General features: G+C 38.1%; 12 protein-coding genes. 7 read left to right on the top strand and 5 right to left on the bottom strand.

All coding sequences use genetic code 11. The features are described 5' to 3' along the window. The first annotated feature begins 13 nt into the window (after window positions 1-13). Entirely contained in the window at window positions 14-1,732 is a 1,719-nt protein-coding gene (locus BMY21_RS10310; protein WP_074643798.1) for a hypothetical protein, read from the top strand. A 206-nt stretch (window positions 1,733-1,938) separates the two neighbouring features. After that, a complete protein-coding gene (locus tag BMY21_RS15850; RefSeq protein ID WP_177177745.1) occupies window positions 1,939-2,106 on the top strand; it encodes a hypothetical protein in 168 nt (55 codons plus the stop codon). Between the two features lie 99 nt (window positions 2,107-2,205). Here BMY21_RS15850 and BMY21_RS10305 read toward each other — a convergent pair whose 3' ends face one another. Together BMY21_RS10305 and BMY21_RS10300 are read right to left on the bottom strand one after the other, a co-directional pair. Further along, window positions 2,206-4,137 (bottom strand): AMP-dependent synthetase/ligase, encoded by a 1,932-nt coding sequence (locus BMY21_RS10305; RefSeq protein WP_074643796.1) that lies wholly within the window; start codon window positions 4,135-4,137, stop codon window positions 2,206-2,208. Between the two features lie 86 nt (window positions 4,138-4,223). Then, window positions 4,224-6,332 (bottom strand): methyl-accepting chemotaxis protein, encoded by a 2,109-nt coding sequence (locus BMY21_RS10300; protein ID WP_074643794.1) that lies wholly within the window; start codon window positions 6,330-6,332, stop codon window positions 4,224-4,226. Between the two features lie 142 nt (window positions 6,333-6,474). Between BMY21_RS10300 and BMY21_RS10295 the strand changes: the two genes are divergently transcribed. Then, a complete protein-coding gene (locus BMY21_RS10295) occupies window positions 6,475-7,239 on the top strand; it encodes a tRNA1(Val) (adenine(37)-N6)-methyltransferase (protein ID WP_074643791.1) in 765 nt (254 codons plus the stop codon). Here BMY21_RS10295 and BMY21_RS10290 read toward each other — a convergent pair. Beyond that, window positions 7,236-7,898, bottom strand: a complete 663-nt coding sequence (locus tag BMY21_RS10290) for a TetR/AcrR family transcriptional regulator (RefSeq protein WP_074643789.1) — start codon at window positions 7,896-7,898, stop codon at window positions 7,236-7,238. The two genes, BMY21_RS10295 and BMY21_RS10290, sit on opposite strands and share 4 nt — an antisense overlap. Before the next feature lie 127 nt (window positions 7,899-8,025). On the opposite strand from BMY21_RS10290, the gene BMY21_RS10285 reads away from it, so the two are divergent. After that, a complete protein-coding gene (locus BMY21_RS10285) occupies window positions 8,026-8,253 on the top strand; it encodes a hypothetical protein (RefSeq protein ID WP_074643786.1) in 228 nt (75 codons plus the stop codon). A 73-nt stretch (window positions 8,254-8,326) separates the two neighbouring features. Next, window positions 8,327-9,160, top strand: coding sequence for a DUF975 family protein (locus BMY21_RS10280; protein ID WP_074643783.1), 834 nt, complete (start codon window positions 8,327-8,329; stop codon window positions 9,158-9,160). Here the strand turns inward: BMY21_RS10280 and BMY21_RS10275 are convergent. Further along, complete coding sequence (locus tag BMY21_RS10275) at window positions 9,139-10,617, bottom strand: AMMECR1 domain-containing protein (RefSeq protein WP_074643780.1); 1,479 nt, start codon at window positions 10,615-10,617, stop codon at window positions 9,139-9,141. The genes BMY21_RS10280 and BMY21_RS10275 overlap by 22 nt on opposite strands. Before the next feature lie 52 nt (window positions 10,618-10,669). Here BMY21_RS10275 and BMY21_RS10270 point away from each other — a divergent pair, with 52 nt between their 5' ends. Both BMY21_RS10270 and amrB read left to right on the top strand, forming a co-directional pair. Next, on the top strand, window positions 10,670-13,372 hold the full coding sequence (locus BMY21_RS10270; RefSeq protein WP_074643778.1) for a DUF3160 domain-containing protein: 2,703 nt from the start codon (window positions 10,670-10,672) through the stop codon (window positions 13,370-13,372). Beyond that, complete coding sequence (gene amrB / locus BMY21_RS10265) at window positions 13,333-14,238, top strand: AmmeMemoRadiSam system protein B (RefSeq protein WP_074643776.1); 906 nt, start codon at window positions 13,333-13,335, stop codon at window positions 14,236-14,238. Before BMY21_RS10270 ends, amrB begins: the two co-directional genes overlap by 40 nt. On the opposite strand, the gene aspS is transcribed toward amrB, so the two are convergent. Continuing rightward, on the bottom strand, window positions 14,235-16,073 hold the full coding sequence (gene aspS / locus BMY21_RS10260) for an aspartate--tRNA ligase (protein ID WP_074643774.1): 1,839 nt from the start codon (window positions 16,071-16,073) through the stop codon (window positions 14,235-14,237). The genes amrB and aspS overlap by 4 nt on opposite strands. Window positions 16,074-16,239 lie beyond the last annotated feature (166 nt).

Below are 16,239 nucleotides of genomic sequence, written 5' to 3'. Positions count from 1 at the left end.
AGGTAAAAAAAGAATGAAGAAAAAAGTAATACCACTCATTCAACTAGGATTAATTGTATTATTGTTTGTTTTCTCTGGATGTACAGGTTTATTCAATGATTCAAAAAAATCATTAACTTTTAATTTATCCTGTACACCAAATGAAACTAATGATATGGATGTATACTTTGATTCTTTTTCTGATGATGGAAAAAGAAATGATAAACAAAGATTTGTAGGAACAATTGCTAATAATCAACTGCGTTTTTCAATTGATATGCCTGAATCTACCAGTTATGTGGATTTTTTAATTGTTAGAAGATCAAGTCAATCTGTATATTGTTATGGTACAATGAAAATAAACAATACGTTGAATACATATAATTATGCAGGATATTGGTTTTATAATTATAGTGATTCGCAAATTCATCCAGATGATATGAAATATCAAATGGTTGGAATCAACAAGGAATATTTTGTTGATGTTGATTTACCAGTGTCAGATTCTTTTTATTATAATTACAATGATCCGAATTCAGATATATTCTATGCATGTAAAATTAATACAAAACAAAATGGCTGTATTAAAGTATCTTATTCAAATAATGAAAATACACAGCTTATAGTGACAAAAGAGATTTCACGCCTTTATGGAAAACAAATCTCTACTTATGACCAAATTTCAAAACATGAATCTGGTTCTGTTGTTTATAACACAGATGGTGCCCCTCTTTATGTTTTTATCCGTCCAGAGCATTACTTTGATGAGAATGAAACATCACTAATTAATTTCCAAATTGAAGATATGGAAGAAAGACTTCCAAATGCTGCAAATATATTTTCAGTATGTTCATATGATGATAAAGGTTTTTATTTTCTTAAGGAACATGAAGATAGTTCAACAAATAATCCAAAAGCAACAAATTTTCTTTATTATTACGATTATTCAACAAGTAAACTGAATCAATTCAAAGAGTATCCGGAAGAAATTGTAAAAGCTGTTTTTAAGAATGAAAAGGTTTACGTTGCATGTGAACAGAATCTTTATCTATTAGATTTAATAACTAAAACAGATTCTTTGTTATATACAACTACAGACACAATTAATGATATTATATTAATAGATAATGATACAAAGCTTTTAATTGCAGAATGGAGCGGTAATTGGAAACTTTATGACACTGCAGATTTTTCAATTCCAATGCTAGAATCTTCTGCATGGACAGATTTTTATCCTATGTCAGTGAATTATCAAATGATTTATTTTCCAGAAACAAAGCGATTAGTCTGGAAGGAAAATAGTATATATTCAGGAATTTTTAATTTAGATTTTTCTTCATTTTCTAAAAATAATAATTCATTTAGAGGTACTAATGGAAATAATGGAAATATTTTCCGGTATGGAAATGAAGAAAAGATAATTACAGGTACTTTTTCAAGGATTTTTAATTGTGAAACAGGTGAGTGCTTGAAAACAATAAAAACTGAAGATGATTATGGTCATGTGTTTGACTATACCTTGTTTATGGATCAATATTTATTTACAGCAAAAGGAAATATTATCGAAAAGAGAGATTATAATGATCCAGATACAATCTTTGTGAAAAAACAAATAAAAGGTGAAACAATAAAAGATATAAATAGAGATTCGAATGGAAATATTATTGTAGTTACAAATGGAAGTAGACTTTCAAACGGTGAGTGCGAAATCTTTGTTCATAAATTCAATAATAATCTGGAAGAAATTTTCTGATTTGAAAAATTAAACAAAAGACCGGCGAGAATTTCGCAGGTCTTTTGTTTTTAACGGTTCTTCGATTATTGTCGCTCGATAAATCTCGCTCTGAGCCGTTCTTGCGATGAATCTAAACCGACCCTATCGGCTCGGTTTTAAACGATTCTTCAATTTTTGACTTACTTAATCTTAAACCCAATAAAGTATGATGGATACAGGATTGTGTGGTCGCCTTTGATGCCGTTTTTGTGGCTGGTAAGGAAAGCGACGACGAAGCTCTGATTGCAGACGTTTCAGAAGTTCTCTTCACTCAGGCATTGATGATTGCCGGTATGGAAGTTAAGGAACCTGCGGAGTTCGTAAAGCATCTTAATAATTTGTTGAGTAAATAAGCGTCATAAAGATTGTCGGGTCAAGCCCGACAATGACATTAAAACAAAAAAAAGACCTGCTCTCGCAGGTCTTTTTTTTATCGTTTAATCAATTTTAGGTTAGTCTTCTTTAAACATAGCCGCAATCTTATCTTTATACAAATCGTTGATGCGGAAGCGCATGATTTCCTGTTTTGCGGAAAGTTCTACGCCAACTTCGAATGGCTTTGTGATGAGGGAGAACTTTGAAATACGTTCGAACATCTTGAAGCCGTTCTTTGCACTGATAAGGTTTGCAATTTCTGTTTCATAAAGTTTCTGAATTGCTTCTGATTCAAGAAGATTCTCGTAAGTATCATACTGCAAACCATTGTAAGCAGCGTAGTTTTTAATTTCATCTTCATCAACAAGAATTAAAGCTGCAAGGTAGCGCTGGTCCTGACCAACAACTACAGCCTGCTTAATATAGCGTGATTCAGAAAGCTTTGTTTCAATAGGAAGTGGCTCAAGGTTTTCACCACCGCGAAGAACGATTGTATCCTTAATACGGCCCTTAATACAAAGTTCGTTATGAATTGTCATGATTGCAAGGTCACCTGTATCAAGCCAGCCGTCTTCATTGATTACCTTTGCAGTAAGGTCTGGGCGTTTGTAGTAACCTTTCATTACTGTTGGTCCCTTAATCTGAAGAACACCTTCTTTACAGCGGCCAAGAACAAAACCGTCCTGTGGGTCAACAATGCGTGCTTCAACACCACGGATTGGAGAACCGATAGTTCTGAAAATTGGATCAGCCATAGGGCGAACTGCAACGATTGGAGCAGTTTCTGTAAGTCCATAACCTTCTACAATCTGAACTCCGATTGCCCAGAAGAATTCATCAATAAACTTAGGGAATGCACCACCACCAGCAACACCGGCACGGAAGTTTGTACCAAGCATAGATTTGATTTTTCTGAATACAAGAAGATTTCCAAGACCGTACAGAGGCCACAAAAGAGTCCAAGGAATCAGACAAACAATCCACCAGAATACAGGATAGTAGCGTGTATAGCAGGCATTTTTGTTGAACATACGTCGAGACATTGCCTTCTGAATCTTTGCAACGCGAACAAAGAAGTTGAACATTGCAAGTACAATACCACCGGTTTTACGCATCTTCTTTGTAATTCCATCATAAACTGCTTCGAATACACGAGGAACAGCTGGAAGAAGATGTGGATTAAGTGTCTTAAAGTCTGCCAGAAGAATTGAACCAACCGGCTTAGAATAACAAAGACATGCACCCTGAATCAAGATTACGTATTCAACTTCGCGTTCAAAAACATGCCATACTGGAAGTACGCTTAATGCTCTGTCACCAGGGTTCAGGAAGATACGCTCTGGAATTTCATCAAGCTGAGCAAGGAAGTTGTGATGAGTAAGCATTACTCCCTTTGGTGTACCTGTAGTTCCAGAAGTAAAGATGATTGTAGCAAGTTCATCACCCTTACCCTTTTCAAGTTCTTCTTCTACTTTACCCTTATTTTCAATACGCCATTTCTGGCCAATCTTCATCAGATCTTCATAAAGAAGAATTGTTACTCCTGCAGCCTTTGCAGTTTCCTGATTATCTGCTTTTACATCACTTTCAATAGATATGATTGTTTTAAGTGCAGGAAGCTTATCTTTTAAAGAAAGAAGTTTTGTAACCTGTGAGTTATTTTCAACTACACAATACTTAGCTTCTGTAATAGAAAGGATTTTTTCAAGGTCGATTGGAGTTGCATCACAGCCTCGTGGAACATCAACAGCTCCAATATTCATAATACCGAGGTCTACATATAACCATTCTGCACGGTTATCAGAAATAAGACCAATTGGATCGCCACGCTGAATTCCAAGGCTGAGTAAAGCTGCACCAAAATCAAGACCAAGCTGGTATACTTCACGATAAAGCACAGGTTCAAACTGACCATTCTTTATGCGCTTCATCTGTGCATTTACTTCAGAAAACTGCTCAGCAGAATTCTTTATCATTTTTGGAACAGTGTAATTCTCATCAAAAATCATAATTTTTTACTCCAAAATGGATGACATTTTTGATGCTTTTTGTCATCCATTCTTGAAGTATATAGTGAGTTTAAAAAGAATTCAAGTTAAACTTTGAACAAATCAATCTCTGAACCAATCTTCTTAATATTGTCGGCAACAGTTCCGGTGATTACAGAAAGGGCTGCACCAGTTGCATTCATTCGCTCAACACCAATATGCATTTCATCAATACTTCCCTTCATTGAGTCAGTTGAAATCTGCAGTTTCTCAATTTCCTTGAGAATGTGTTTATTTCCTTCTGTCATTTCATCAGATGCAGAACGTACTTCAGAAGTTGAATTATTCATAGCATGCAAAGCATCTATAATCTGCTTAGAACCAATCTGCTGCTCTTCCATTGCGCCCTTAATCTGCTCAATAATCTGACTGGTTTCTGCAATACTGTTAGTAATTGCTGTAAAGGCTGTGTTTGTTTCGCTAGAAACGCTTACAACATCCTGGATAGTCTCAGAAATCTTCTGAAGCTCATTTCCAATTGTCTTAGACTGATCAGTTGAAGTTTCTGAAAGCTTACGGATTTCATCGGCAACGACAGCGAATCCTTTACCTGCTTCACCAGCATGTGCCGCTTCGATTGCCGCATTCATAGCAAGAAGGTTTGTCTGTTCTGCAATATTGGCAATAGCGATATTTGCTTCCTGAAGCATCTTAGACTGTTCCTCAATACGCATGATTTTTTCATTTGCATTATTCTGTGTAGTGAAACCAGCTGAAGAGTGCTCCTGTAATGTATGGAAGGATTCAATCATCTTTCCTACAGAATTATTAACAGCATTGATATTTCCAATCATCTGTTCTACAGAGGCAGAAGCCTCAGTTACACTTGCAGCCTGAGATTCAATCATACGCTCAAGAGAACTGATATTTGAACTGATCTGATTTACCGCGCCGGCAGTTTCCTGTACAGAATCAGCCTGACTAAGAATCTGTTTATTTACACTTTCGATATTTGCAATAATTTCTGTAATTGATGCAGAAGCATCCTGTGTTGTTTCCTGAAGTCCGCTATCAACACTAATAAGATTTGATTTAGATAACTGGAGATTTGTTACAATTCCCTGAAGTTTTTCAACGAAGGTATTAAAGCCCCGAACTACATCACCAATTTCATCATTTGAAGCTGCTGGAATACGCTGTGTAAGATCTGCATTTCCACTGGCAATTGTTTCAATAGATTTCTTTACAACAGTAAGAGGCTTAATAAGAAGTCTTACAAGAATAACAATTATGACAGCAGAAATTAAAAGTGTTATCATATTTACATATGTAAGAGAGCGATTCATTGAACTCAGTGTACCAAAGTAATAATCATATGAAGCTACACCAAACAGTGTCCAGGTTGTACCAGGGATTTTTTTGTATGAAGCAATAAGATGTACATGAATATTAGGATCTTCAAAGGCATCGATACCTTCTTTTCCCTGGAAGATATTTGCAAGAATAAGACCAAGTCCTTGTGTTTCATCAAGCTGCTGATCTCCATTTGCATTTTCATCAGTTCCTTCATTTGCATTTGCAACAGTTGTACTTGTAGCCCAGTTGATAACCGATGGATGCATTCCACCACCCATATCGATCTTTGAAATTGTATCAAGGATTGTATTTCCCTGGATAACCATTACGATTGCACCAATTGGTTTATGATTTTCGTTATATACCGGTACTCCATAATGCTGAAGAATACTATTAGTAACAGCACTTAATGCAGGATCCGAAACAAAATCTTTTCCAGAAAAAGATTCTTTGAAATAAGGACGGGCTGCAAAATTCATAAGACGGCCATCATCTGTAATTGCATTTCCCTGTGCATCATAAAAGGCCATATTCTGAATATTTGAGCCAATTGAAGCAGCAACTTTTTTCAACTGATTCTGTTTATCTGCCAGAGAAACTGTTTCATCCTTCATAATAGCAAGTTCTGCAATTGAATGAAGAGTCTGAAAGTGCTTATCGTTTATAGCCTGAATCTGGTGAACAACATCCCAGGAAAGAGAATCTATCTGACTATAAACACTTCTAGTCATTCCAACAGAAGCTTCTCTATATGCAACTTCTCCAAAGATAATGTTTGCGACAAAAAGAACTGCCAGAAACATTACCAACAACTTGACTGCTAAAGAAATACGAAGTTTACCAATTCTTGTTTTAGCCATTTATCCCTTCCATTAATAAACAATCAAATATAGAATTGTTTTTTTTTATAATTTTGTTTATGTTAATAAAAATAGTATATCACACTTTTTGTTAATTGCTAATTTTTTCTAATATATAGTAAATTTCTGTTATATTTGAACTATGGAACAGGTTGATACATTACGCAACGGCTTTAAGATTATTCAGGACACAGAACGCTTCCAGTTTGGAATAGATGCGGTTTTACTGGCTGATTTTGCTGTTTCAGGAGGTTTACGCTCTGCAAGTGGAGTACAGGCTGGTGAAAAAGTAATCGATCTGGGAACAGGAACCGGAATTATTCCACTTTTGATGGCTGGAAGCCAGGCTTTAAGCTCAAATAATCTGAAATCTTCAATAACATTTACCGGACTGGAAGTTCAGGATGCTTCTGCAGAAATGGCAAAGCGCAGTATAGCTCTGAATAAGCTTGAAAATCAGATAAATATAGTAAAAGGTAATTTATGTGAGGTTGATAAACTTTTTGATAAACACAGCTTCAATGTTGTAACCTGTAATCCGCCTTATATGGCTGACATTCACGGAAAAGGTAATAATCTGGATGCAAAAACAATAGCACGACATGAAGTTTTATGTACACTTGAAGATGTTGTAGCGGCTGCAGATTATCTTCTGGCTACACACGGGCGTTTTTTCATGATTCACAGGCCTTACCGACTTCCAGAAATTTTCGAATCACTTGCAACTCATAAGCTGGAAGCAAAAAGAATGCAGCTTATTTACCCTTTTGCTGACAAAGAACCGAATATGGTAATGATAGAAGCCCGTAAAAATGCAAAGAGACGGCTCATAATTGAACCGCCTCTTGTAGTACGTAATGATGATGGTGAATATACCGATGAAATTCATCGGATATACGGTGATTAAAGAGATTTCAATACAGCATCTACCAGTTTGAGAGTTCGGCTAAGAGCAGCCTCATCTGTTGGAAGTGCAAAAAGTCCACCAGCCTTACTGTCTGGATTCTGTCGTACAATCTCTTTTCTTGCTGCAATATAGTAATCTCTATGCTGAATAATGATTGCAGAGAGCTGTGCAGCAATATCTTTAAGTTCCTTATCTGTTTTCTTTGCAATTTTCTTTGCAGCAGCAAAAGCAGTAAGAATATCCTTTATTGCATCACAAATTCTGTTGTTTTCCCCTTCAACAATTTTGAATGCATCAAGATTAAAATACTGTTCGCTGTGAACGAAAACATAAATCTGGAACAAAGGTTCGTTTTCAAAAAGCTCTGTATAGCGTGTTATGAGCTTCTTAAATACTGCAGAAGGAGCTGTTTTTCCACCCTTAATTCCTTCAAGTGTCTTCTCCTGCGTAAAACCTACAGCTTCTATTTCTTTAGCACAATAAGAAAGTGTTGCAGTATACATAGCATCGCGGCTCTCAAAGTGGTTATAGAGAGAAGCCTTTTTAATCTCCAGAATATCTGCTACATCAGCCAGAGAACTGGCGCCGGCACTCTTATCAAAAGCGCTGGCCATAAAAGCCTGAATAATTTTTTCCTGTGAAATATTTTTCTTACTCATACTATAAATATCGGTAACTAACGTTAATTAGTTTAAGAAAAAATGAACGGTCGTTAGCCAAAAAAACGTTGCAAATTACCCAATCCGTTATAAAATAGAGATAAAGACAAATCAGGAGGTCATTTTAATGGCAAAAAAAGGTAAAGATTATTTTGGACTGCCATGGCTTATCAGCCTTATTCTGGCAATTATTCCGGTAACTTCATGGTTATTTGGAGCTGTAACCCGCTTCCAGGAAGGAAAACCTGTTGCAGGTATTATCCGCCTGCTGCTTCTCGGCTGGAACGTAATCTGGATTATCGATATTCTTTGTGTTCTTTTCACAAAAAAGATTCTTAGAATTCTGAATATGTAAAATAAATTCCCGTGTTTTTGCACGGGAATTTCAATTTTACAATTAAAAAATTGTTATTTAAAAAGGAAAATTTATGAATTTCAATGCTAAAAAAGTATTGGCTGCTGAACAGCTAAAGCCTTATTCTAAAACACCGCGTCTTGCGTTACTAATCAGTTTAATTGTTTCTTATACTCTGGCAATCATATTTACAGTATTTATTCCAATCCGGTTTTCCCCGTTTTCAAAAATTCTTCCTAAGATCTATAGTACAAACTTATTTACTAATTTCAAATTTTCCACCACATTTCAACCTTTTCAATTTCTTGATATTTTAATTACCGGTTTAATAACTCCTGTTTTCAGCATGGCATATTTTGCGTTAATTGTTCAGATTGCAAAACAAAAAAAGACTGACCAGTATTATAATTTTACACTTAAAGATTATTTTGCTAATTTCAAGCTTGCTGGAAAAGGTATTGGTAATTACTGGTGGACTATTCTATGGGTATCCATATGGGGACTCCTTTTCCTTATTCCACTTATTTGCATTGAAGGTTTTGTATTTTACATTCTTATAGAAAAAAAACTTATAGATCCAAAAATAGCAAGCAAAATTATCAATATATCTGGCTTAATTTGTTTTTATTCTGTTTATATTTTCAAATGGCTTGCCTATTGTCTGAATACCTACGCTATTGCAGATAACAATGACCTGAAGATTAGAGAAGCAATGAATGTAAGTAAGGCTATTACAAAAGGCTATCGTGCAGAACTTTTTAAATTTTATTTAAGTTTTATAGGCCAGTATCTTCTGATTATTCTAACCCTCGGTTTTGGGGCAATATGGCTTCAACCTCATATAAATATGTCAGTTTATAACTTCTATAAAGAATTGCTGGCAAATTATAATTCAAATGCTGAATAAGAAATCGTTCTAGCTTTATAAAATTTCAAACCTTCATCTTTCCAGCCATCAAAGCCAAGTCCAGCTTTATTTGAAAGACGAGATAGAAATGCCTCACAGCTGTAATTACGTTCCAACGCAATTGCAGCTTGAAGTAATGTTTTCTCACCTGTTGAATCTTCCAGTAAAAGGCTATGCAAACCTGGAGTAAAATCATAACAGGAGTTCATGCTTTCCCAATCAGAAAAGACAGAAATATTTGTAATGAGAGACTTTTCTTCCTCCTGACGAATATTCGTATATCTCGGATCAACAAGAGCCTCTTTTGTACAATACTGAACGGCTTCCTCCATATCTTCATAAATAATTCCCGTATATAACGAAAGGCAGCCTCTGTCTTCCTCAGAATTCCGAAAACGTACTGCAACACCATAGCTTTCTTTATCTGTCAGAATATTTTGATTCGGAGCGTAAAAATCTTTTCCCTCAAAAAACTGATGCATTGTTGATTTTGCAAGAGCAGCCATTTCATGCAGTTTCTCTTCATTAAAAGTCTGTTTCATGCTTTTTAATTTCTTATCGTTCCAGATATAAAGAATCTCTTTTGCTGTTTCATTTCCTGCATTTATCTTTTTTTCTATCAGAGATTTGGTTAAAAAAGCTGGAGCATTCTGCCATAAATATCCGCCAGAATAAAATGGTACTTCGGCATTTTTATAAACTTCAGGAAGTTCGGCCCATTTTTTGTGAGCTTCAAAATCATCTCTACTCTCTTCTTTTTCGCCAAAATCTCCACTTTCAAGATACCAGTCAGCACTTCTTTTATAACCTGTAATAAAACGATTTAACCATCTCCATGCATTTTCAGGATCTGGCTGATATGAAGCTGAAAGACACATAGTTAATAGTTCAGGTTTTTGTTTTTGAATCCAGTTGCACAGCTCATCAACAAAAAGCTCCGGAGGATTGCCAGGATCTTTTGTAAAAACATCAAAATCGAGGGTGATTACAAACGGACCAGCAAAATCTCCCGCTCCCCGTGCATCCCCAAACTTCAGATCATGTAAATCATACCAGTCTACAAGCTGAACCGCATTTCGCATTTTATCTGCAGTATCCGGATAGGTATTTTTAAGGCTTCGTTCCAGCCAGGCCATGCGGGCATTTCTGTTTGGAAGCAGAAGCTTTTTACCAGAAAGCCATATCACTTTTTTTACATAATCTTCTTCTACAAGCTTTCCAACCCAGTCTACACTGTTTATAACTTCATATTCGGGTCTTATGTCATGATGATAATCCAGAAGAATCAGATTGACCGCGCCGTGTTCTTCGGCATAACTTTTTACAAGATTATACGAAAGTACGTGCCTGTCGTGCAAATGAATCTGTGTCCTTTTGCGACAGGAAGCTAAACTGAGTGTAAACAAAAAAATCAGTGGAATCGGGATGAGAAGCGTAGCTGGAATGCTTTTTTTCATAAATGAATTATCGCATATAGACAGTGACTTTGAAAAGTATCATATTTAGAATATGAAAAAACTAGTTTATTCACTCTCTCTCCTTTTATTAAGTTGTTTTGTAATTTCCTGCAATAAAGAACAGGAAAAACAAGTTGAACAGACACCTGTTGAAACTCCCGCTCCAAAAGAAATCAAAAAGTCTGAGCCAGAAAAACCTAAGGCTCCCAAAAAGGCTGCCTTTGATTCGATTTATGACTTTAAAGGCAAAGAGCTTTCGACAAGTGCCTTTCATACAGATGCACATAAGGATTTTCTTGATGACCCGATGGAGTTCAAAGAAGTTCCGACACAGAATATTACCGAAGGTCAGACCGCGGTAGTTGCAAGCAAGGTCTGCAAATTCTATCCGGAGGAAGCCTTTAATATTGAAGGTAAAACTGCCTCGTTAAACGAAAACATCGAGGAACTTGGAGAAGCTGTGCCTTTCGGTACTATCATAAAAATCGGTGAAAAGCTTTTGAATAAAAATCCTGTAAATGATTATTCACAGCAGATGTTTAATTTTCAGGATAACTGGAACTGGTTCTACCCTGCAGAATGGGAAGGCAGAAAAGGTTATGTTTTTGGTTCAGACCTTTACGGTTTCAGAGATACCATCGAAAACAACAGAATCTCTGCAATGCTTTATCAGACAGGCGGAGTTTTTGATTCCTTCTACCCTATTTCGGGTTATACACCTCTTGAAAAAAATGTTCTTGAAAGTCTTGAAAATAACAGACTTGCAATGCAGAAGGTTCTACCTGCAAAATATGTTGGCAGCGATGATATGATAGACTGCTACAATAACTTAAAATACAACAAGTCTATCCCGATTTTTATTACAACTGATTTAGCAGCCCACAGCCAGCATCTGATTTTTGACCGCATGCTTCAATATACAGAAGAAGAATATTTCCTTCCACAAATGTTAGAGCTTACTAATGGTTTTATTGAAGCTCTTTCTGCCCGAACTGATGCACCCGAACAGATTCGCGAACAGGCCATTCAGTATTTTCAGGTGCCTAAGGCAATCATAGAAAGCTCACCCGAAAAAGTTAAAACTGATAACTGGTATAATCCTATTATATATCAGGAAAAGTCTAGTGACGAAATTCAGACAATGCTTTCTGTTTATCCGGAAGCTGTGCAAAATGATTATAGCCTCGTCATGAACGCAATGCCTGGCAAGGAAGCCATCTTTGGTGAGGATGAAGATTTTACTCAGTACAAGCCTCGCGGACATTACACAAAAAACAAACTGCTCGAAACTTACTTCCGCGCAACAATGTGGTACGGTCACCTTCACTTTACAATTACAAAGCCACGTGAAAATCAGCCGACCCCAGAAGAAATTTTGCAGAAAGAAGCTGTTATAACTTTGATTGTTGATACAATCCAGAAAGACGGCGACCTCTACATCAAATGGTCAAATCTCTTTAATCCTATTACTTCGCTTATTGGTATGTCTGATGATTTGAGCTTTGATGATATCTGCCCTCTGTGGAAAGACCAGAATATAACTGATTATTCTGAATGGGCTGCTAACCGCGATAACATAGTTGCATTTATGTCGCTTTGTAATGAGAAACTTCGCCCGCCTGCAATCAGCGGACAGTCGGTATTCCAGATGTATTCAGAAGTTGATGAAGAAAGCGGCCTGCCTTCTGTGCCTATGGGATGGCGTCTTTTTGGGCAGCGTTTTACTTATGATTCTCTGGTACACGAAAAAGTTTCTCCACCTCGCTTTATGCCACGCGACATTGTCCGCGGTCTTGATATTATGAAGGCCTTTGGTTCTAAGACCGCTGATGCTCTTCTTGAAAAAACTGATTACGCTACAATGCCGGGGCTTAAAGATATTCTCGATTCTTTTGAGACTTCTTTTGCTGAATATGACAGCGACTTCTGGAATAAGACTTATTACAATCAGGTTTTGTATCAGGTAAAAACTCAGGCCACCTTTGAACAGGGTGCCGGCTTCTACTTCACCGAATCGCCAGCCTGGAATATTAAGTCACAGATTGCGGCGCATGGTACCTGGGCAGAACTCCGCCACGATACAATTTTGTATGTAAAGCAGGTTGCAGCGGAACGCGCCGGCGACGGTGATTTTGAGCCTACCTATAGAACTGAGCCGCTTCCAAAACCTGTTCATTATATCGAGCCAAATCTTCCGTTCTGGGAAGGTTCTATTGCTTCTGTTGCAAACCTCATGACTATTTATGACCAGTATGATCTTCTTGATGACGAAACAAAATACGTACTCGAAAATCTCTCTGCTCTCTATAACCGTATCCTTATGATTGTCCGCCTTGAAGCAGAAAATCAGCCGGTCGCATACAATGACATTGAATGGATTCCAACTATTATTTCTTCTCTGAACCGCCTTATAATGATTCATACCAACGGCGGCTATTCTGAGGACAACGATCAGTTGAAAATGGCCTGCATTGCTGATGTTTACACAAATAATGAATTTAAGGTTTGTCTTGAAGTTGGAGTTGCTAATCCTGTAAGACTTTATGTTCCTCTGAACAACTCTCAGGGCGGAAAGCGAATTGCAATCGGTTACGGCTTCTCTTATGTTGAGTTTACTCATGATATGACTGACCGTATGACAGATGAACAATGGAAGGATATTGTTTATAAACAGAAAAAAGATATAACTGATTATATGCCTTTCTGGGAAAAAGAATGCTTTGTAAAAGAATCAGAAATTCCTGCATTCCGTTAGTATTGGTGTGGCTGGCGGCTAGTGTATTCTTTACAGTTCCGGTGCTCCTTACGGGCTGCCGGAAGCCTGCGGCCAGTGGTCAGCTGATTAAAACCTGGGAAGCAGCCGGGGAAGAAATTCCACCTGTAATTTATGAGCCGCCTCTCGAAGCCCTTCCGCCGGCAAAGGCTGAGCTCTGGGCTGGAACGGTAAGCCATCATCTTCTTGCTGAAAAGCAGATTAACAGCTGGTTTTCAGAAATTGCAAAGCGCCGAAGGGTCGAAACCTTTTTTATAATCTCTCCTTCTCACTATGGTCTTTCTGCACAGGAATGGTCACTGGATAACTGCCGCTGGGAAACTAAAAACGGCATTGTCTACACTGACGAAAAGAAAGAGCGTGAAATTGCAACGGCACTTGGGGTAACTTACGAACCGCAGGTTTTCCCGGACGAGCATGGCGTGAACACTCTTATTCCGTATATTTCCCGTTATTTTCCAAAGGCTAAGGTTTGTGTAATTGCAGTACATGGCGAGCCGCCTTTAAATCAGAAAAATGCGCAGTTTCTGGCTGATTCGCTGGCGCCTTACTTTTCAGAGGCCGGCCGCAAAAGAAACTTTCTTTTAATTTCAACTGATTTTGCCCACCACGGAGATCTGGAAGGAACTGAATTTAAAGATACAAGAAGCCGTGAGTTTTTTAGAAATCCGTCTGATTCAACCTGGATTTTCTGCGGCTGCGATAACCGCCCGGGTATCTATGTAATTTCCCGGTTTTTGACTCCGGACACAAAAAATGCCGTCCTTTACCATACTAATTCTTTCGAACTTTCCGGTCTGGACGGCAATGATATTACAAGCTATTTCTTCAGCTTGTTTTACAATTAGTCATCTTTCTCTACATCGTAGCAGGTAATGTGAAGGTCCTTAAGCTGCTGCTCATCAACAGGGCTTGGACAACTGTCCATAGGAGATGCTGCGAGGTTGTTCTTAGGGAACGCGATTACCTCGTGGATTGACTCTTCGTGGCACATAAGCATTACGAGGCGGTCGAGACCTGGTGCAATTCCTCCGTGTGGTGGAGCACCAAACTTGAAGGCCTGTACGAGGAAGCCGAAAGCCTTCTCTGCACGTTCACGGCTGTAACCAACGATTTCGAAAATGCGTTCCTGAAGTGCAGGATCATTAATACGCATAGAACCAGAAGCAAGTTCGTATCCGTTGAGTACGAGGTCATAAAGATCACCCTTTACTGCACCTGGATCGCTTTCGAGTGTATCCCAGTACTGCTTCTGTGGGAGTGTGAACATGTGGTGTTCTGTTTCCCAGTGATTTTCTTCTTCATTCCAAGCAAAGTATGGGAAGTCGATAATCCATGCAAAGTGGAATTCATCGTTTGGATTGTAAAGGTTCAGGTCCTTACCAAGCTGCTTACGAACTGCACCAAGTGCTGTACAAGCAAGCTGCCAGTTTTCGTCGCTTACGAACAAAATCAAATCGTTCTTTTCTGCACCGAGTTTTGCACAGATTTCTGCTTCTTTTCCGGCATAGAACTTAGAGATTCCGCCTTCGAAAGCACCTTCTGCATTTACTTTCATCCATGCAAGACCTTTTGCCTTGTATGTCTTAGCAACTTCTTCGAGTGCTTCGATATTTTTGCGGCTGTATTTATCAGCAACGTTCTTTACAACAAGAGCCTTAATTCCGCTTCTCTTGTGACGCTGAACATCACGGCCTGCGTTTGCAGCACCTGCCTTGAATGCGTTGAAATCAGCGAGGTCAGCCATGAAAGCTGCATCCTGCATCTTCATATCAAAACGAAGATCTGGCTTATCTGAACCATACCAGTCAAAAGCATCTTCCCACGCAATGCGGTCGAACTTTGCCGGCAGATCATAATTCAAAGTCTTTTTGAAGATGTACTGCATCATTCCTTCTGTTGTAGAAAGAACTTCTTCGCGGTTTGTGAATGACATCTCCATATCAATCTGAGTAAACTCAGGCTGACGGTCTCCACGAGCATCTTCATCGCGGTAGCAGCGTGCAATCTGGAAATACTTATCGAATCCAGAAACCATCAGAAGCTGCTTGTAAAGCTGTGGGCTCTGTGGGAGAGAATAGAATTTTCCAGGATGAACGCGTGACGGAACGAGGTAGTCGCGTGCTCCTTCTGGAGTTGATTTAATGAATGTAGGAGTTTCAATCTCAAGGAAGCCTTTACCTGTGAGGTACTCGCGTGTAGCAAAAGCAACCTGGCTTCTGAGGATGATATTGTGCTGCATTGGCTCGCGGCGGAGGTCAAGGTAGCGATACTTCAAACGAAGGTCTTCGTTTGCAACTACGAGAGTACCATCCTTCTGGCGAACCTCTTCGATAGAGAAAGGAAGCTCCTGAGAAGTTGTGAAAATCTGAATATCAGATGCTTCAACTTCAATTTCGCCTGTTGCCATATCAGCATTAATATCTTTATCTGAGCGGGCATTTACAACGCCTTCAACTGCGATACAATATTCACTCTTGAGGGAAGCGGCGATTTTCTTTACATCATCACTAGCACTATCGCCAACCATTACCTGTGTGATTCCATAGCGGTCACGCAGACGGATAAACAAAAGGCCGCCCAAGTCACGGGTACGGCTTACCCAACCGTTCAAAACAACTTTCTTACCAACATCACTCTTGCGAAGCTCGCCGCAAGTGACAGTACGCTTAGTATTTTCCATAGTAATTGCATTTTAGCGTTATGAAAGAAGTTTTACAATAATAAGGAGATTTTGATTTTTTAATTATTGTTATGTATTTTATTATCCCCTTTAAATTTCACCATTCATATTGTATAAAGAATAAAAGAAGATTGAAAAAACGTTAGATTGAAGGCACATTATTCCA

Origin of the sequence: Treponema bryantii (genome assembly GCF_900111035.1) — a bacterium.
Taxonomy (GTDB): domain Bacteria; phylum Spirochaetota; class Spirochaetia; order Treponematales; family Treponemataceae; genus Treponema_D; species Treponema_D bryantii_C.
Note: the sequence above shows the minus strand (reverse complement) of the source record. Positions and strands in the feature narration are given on the sequence as shown.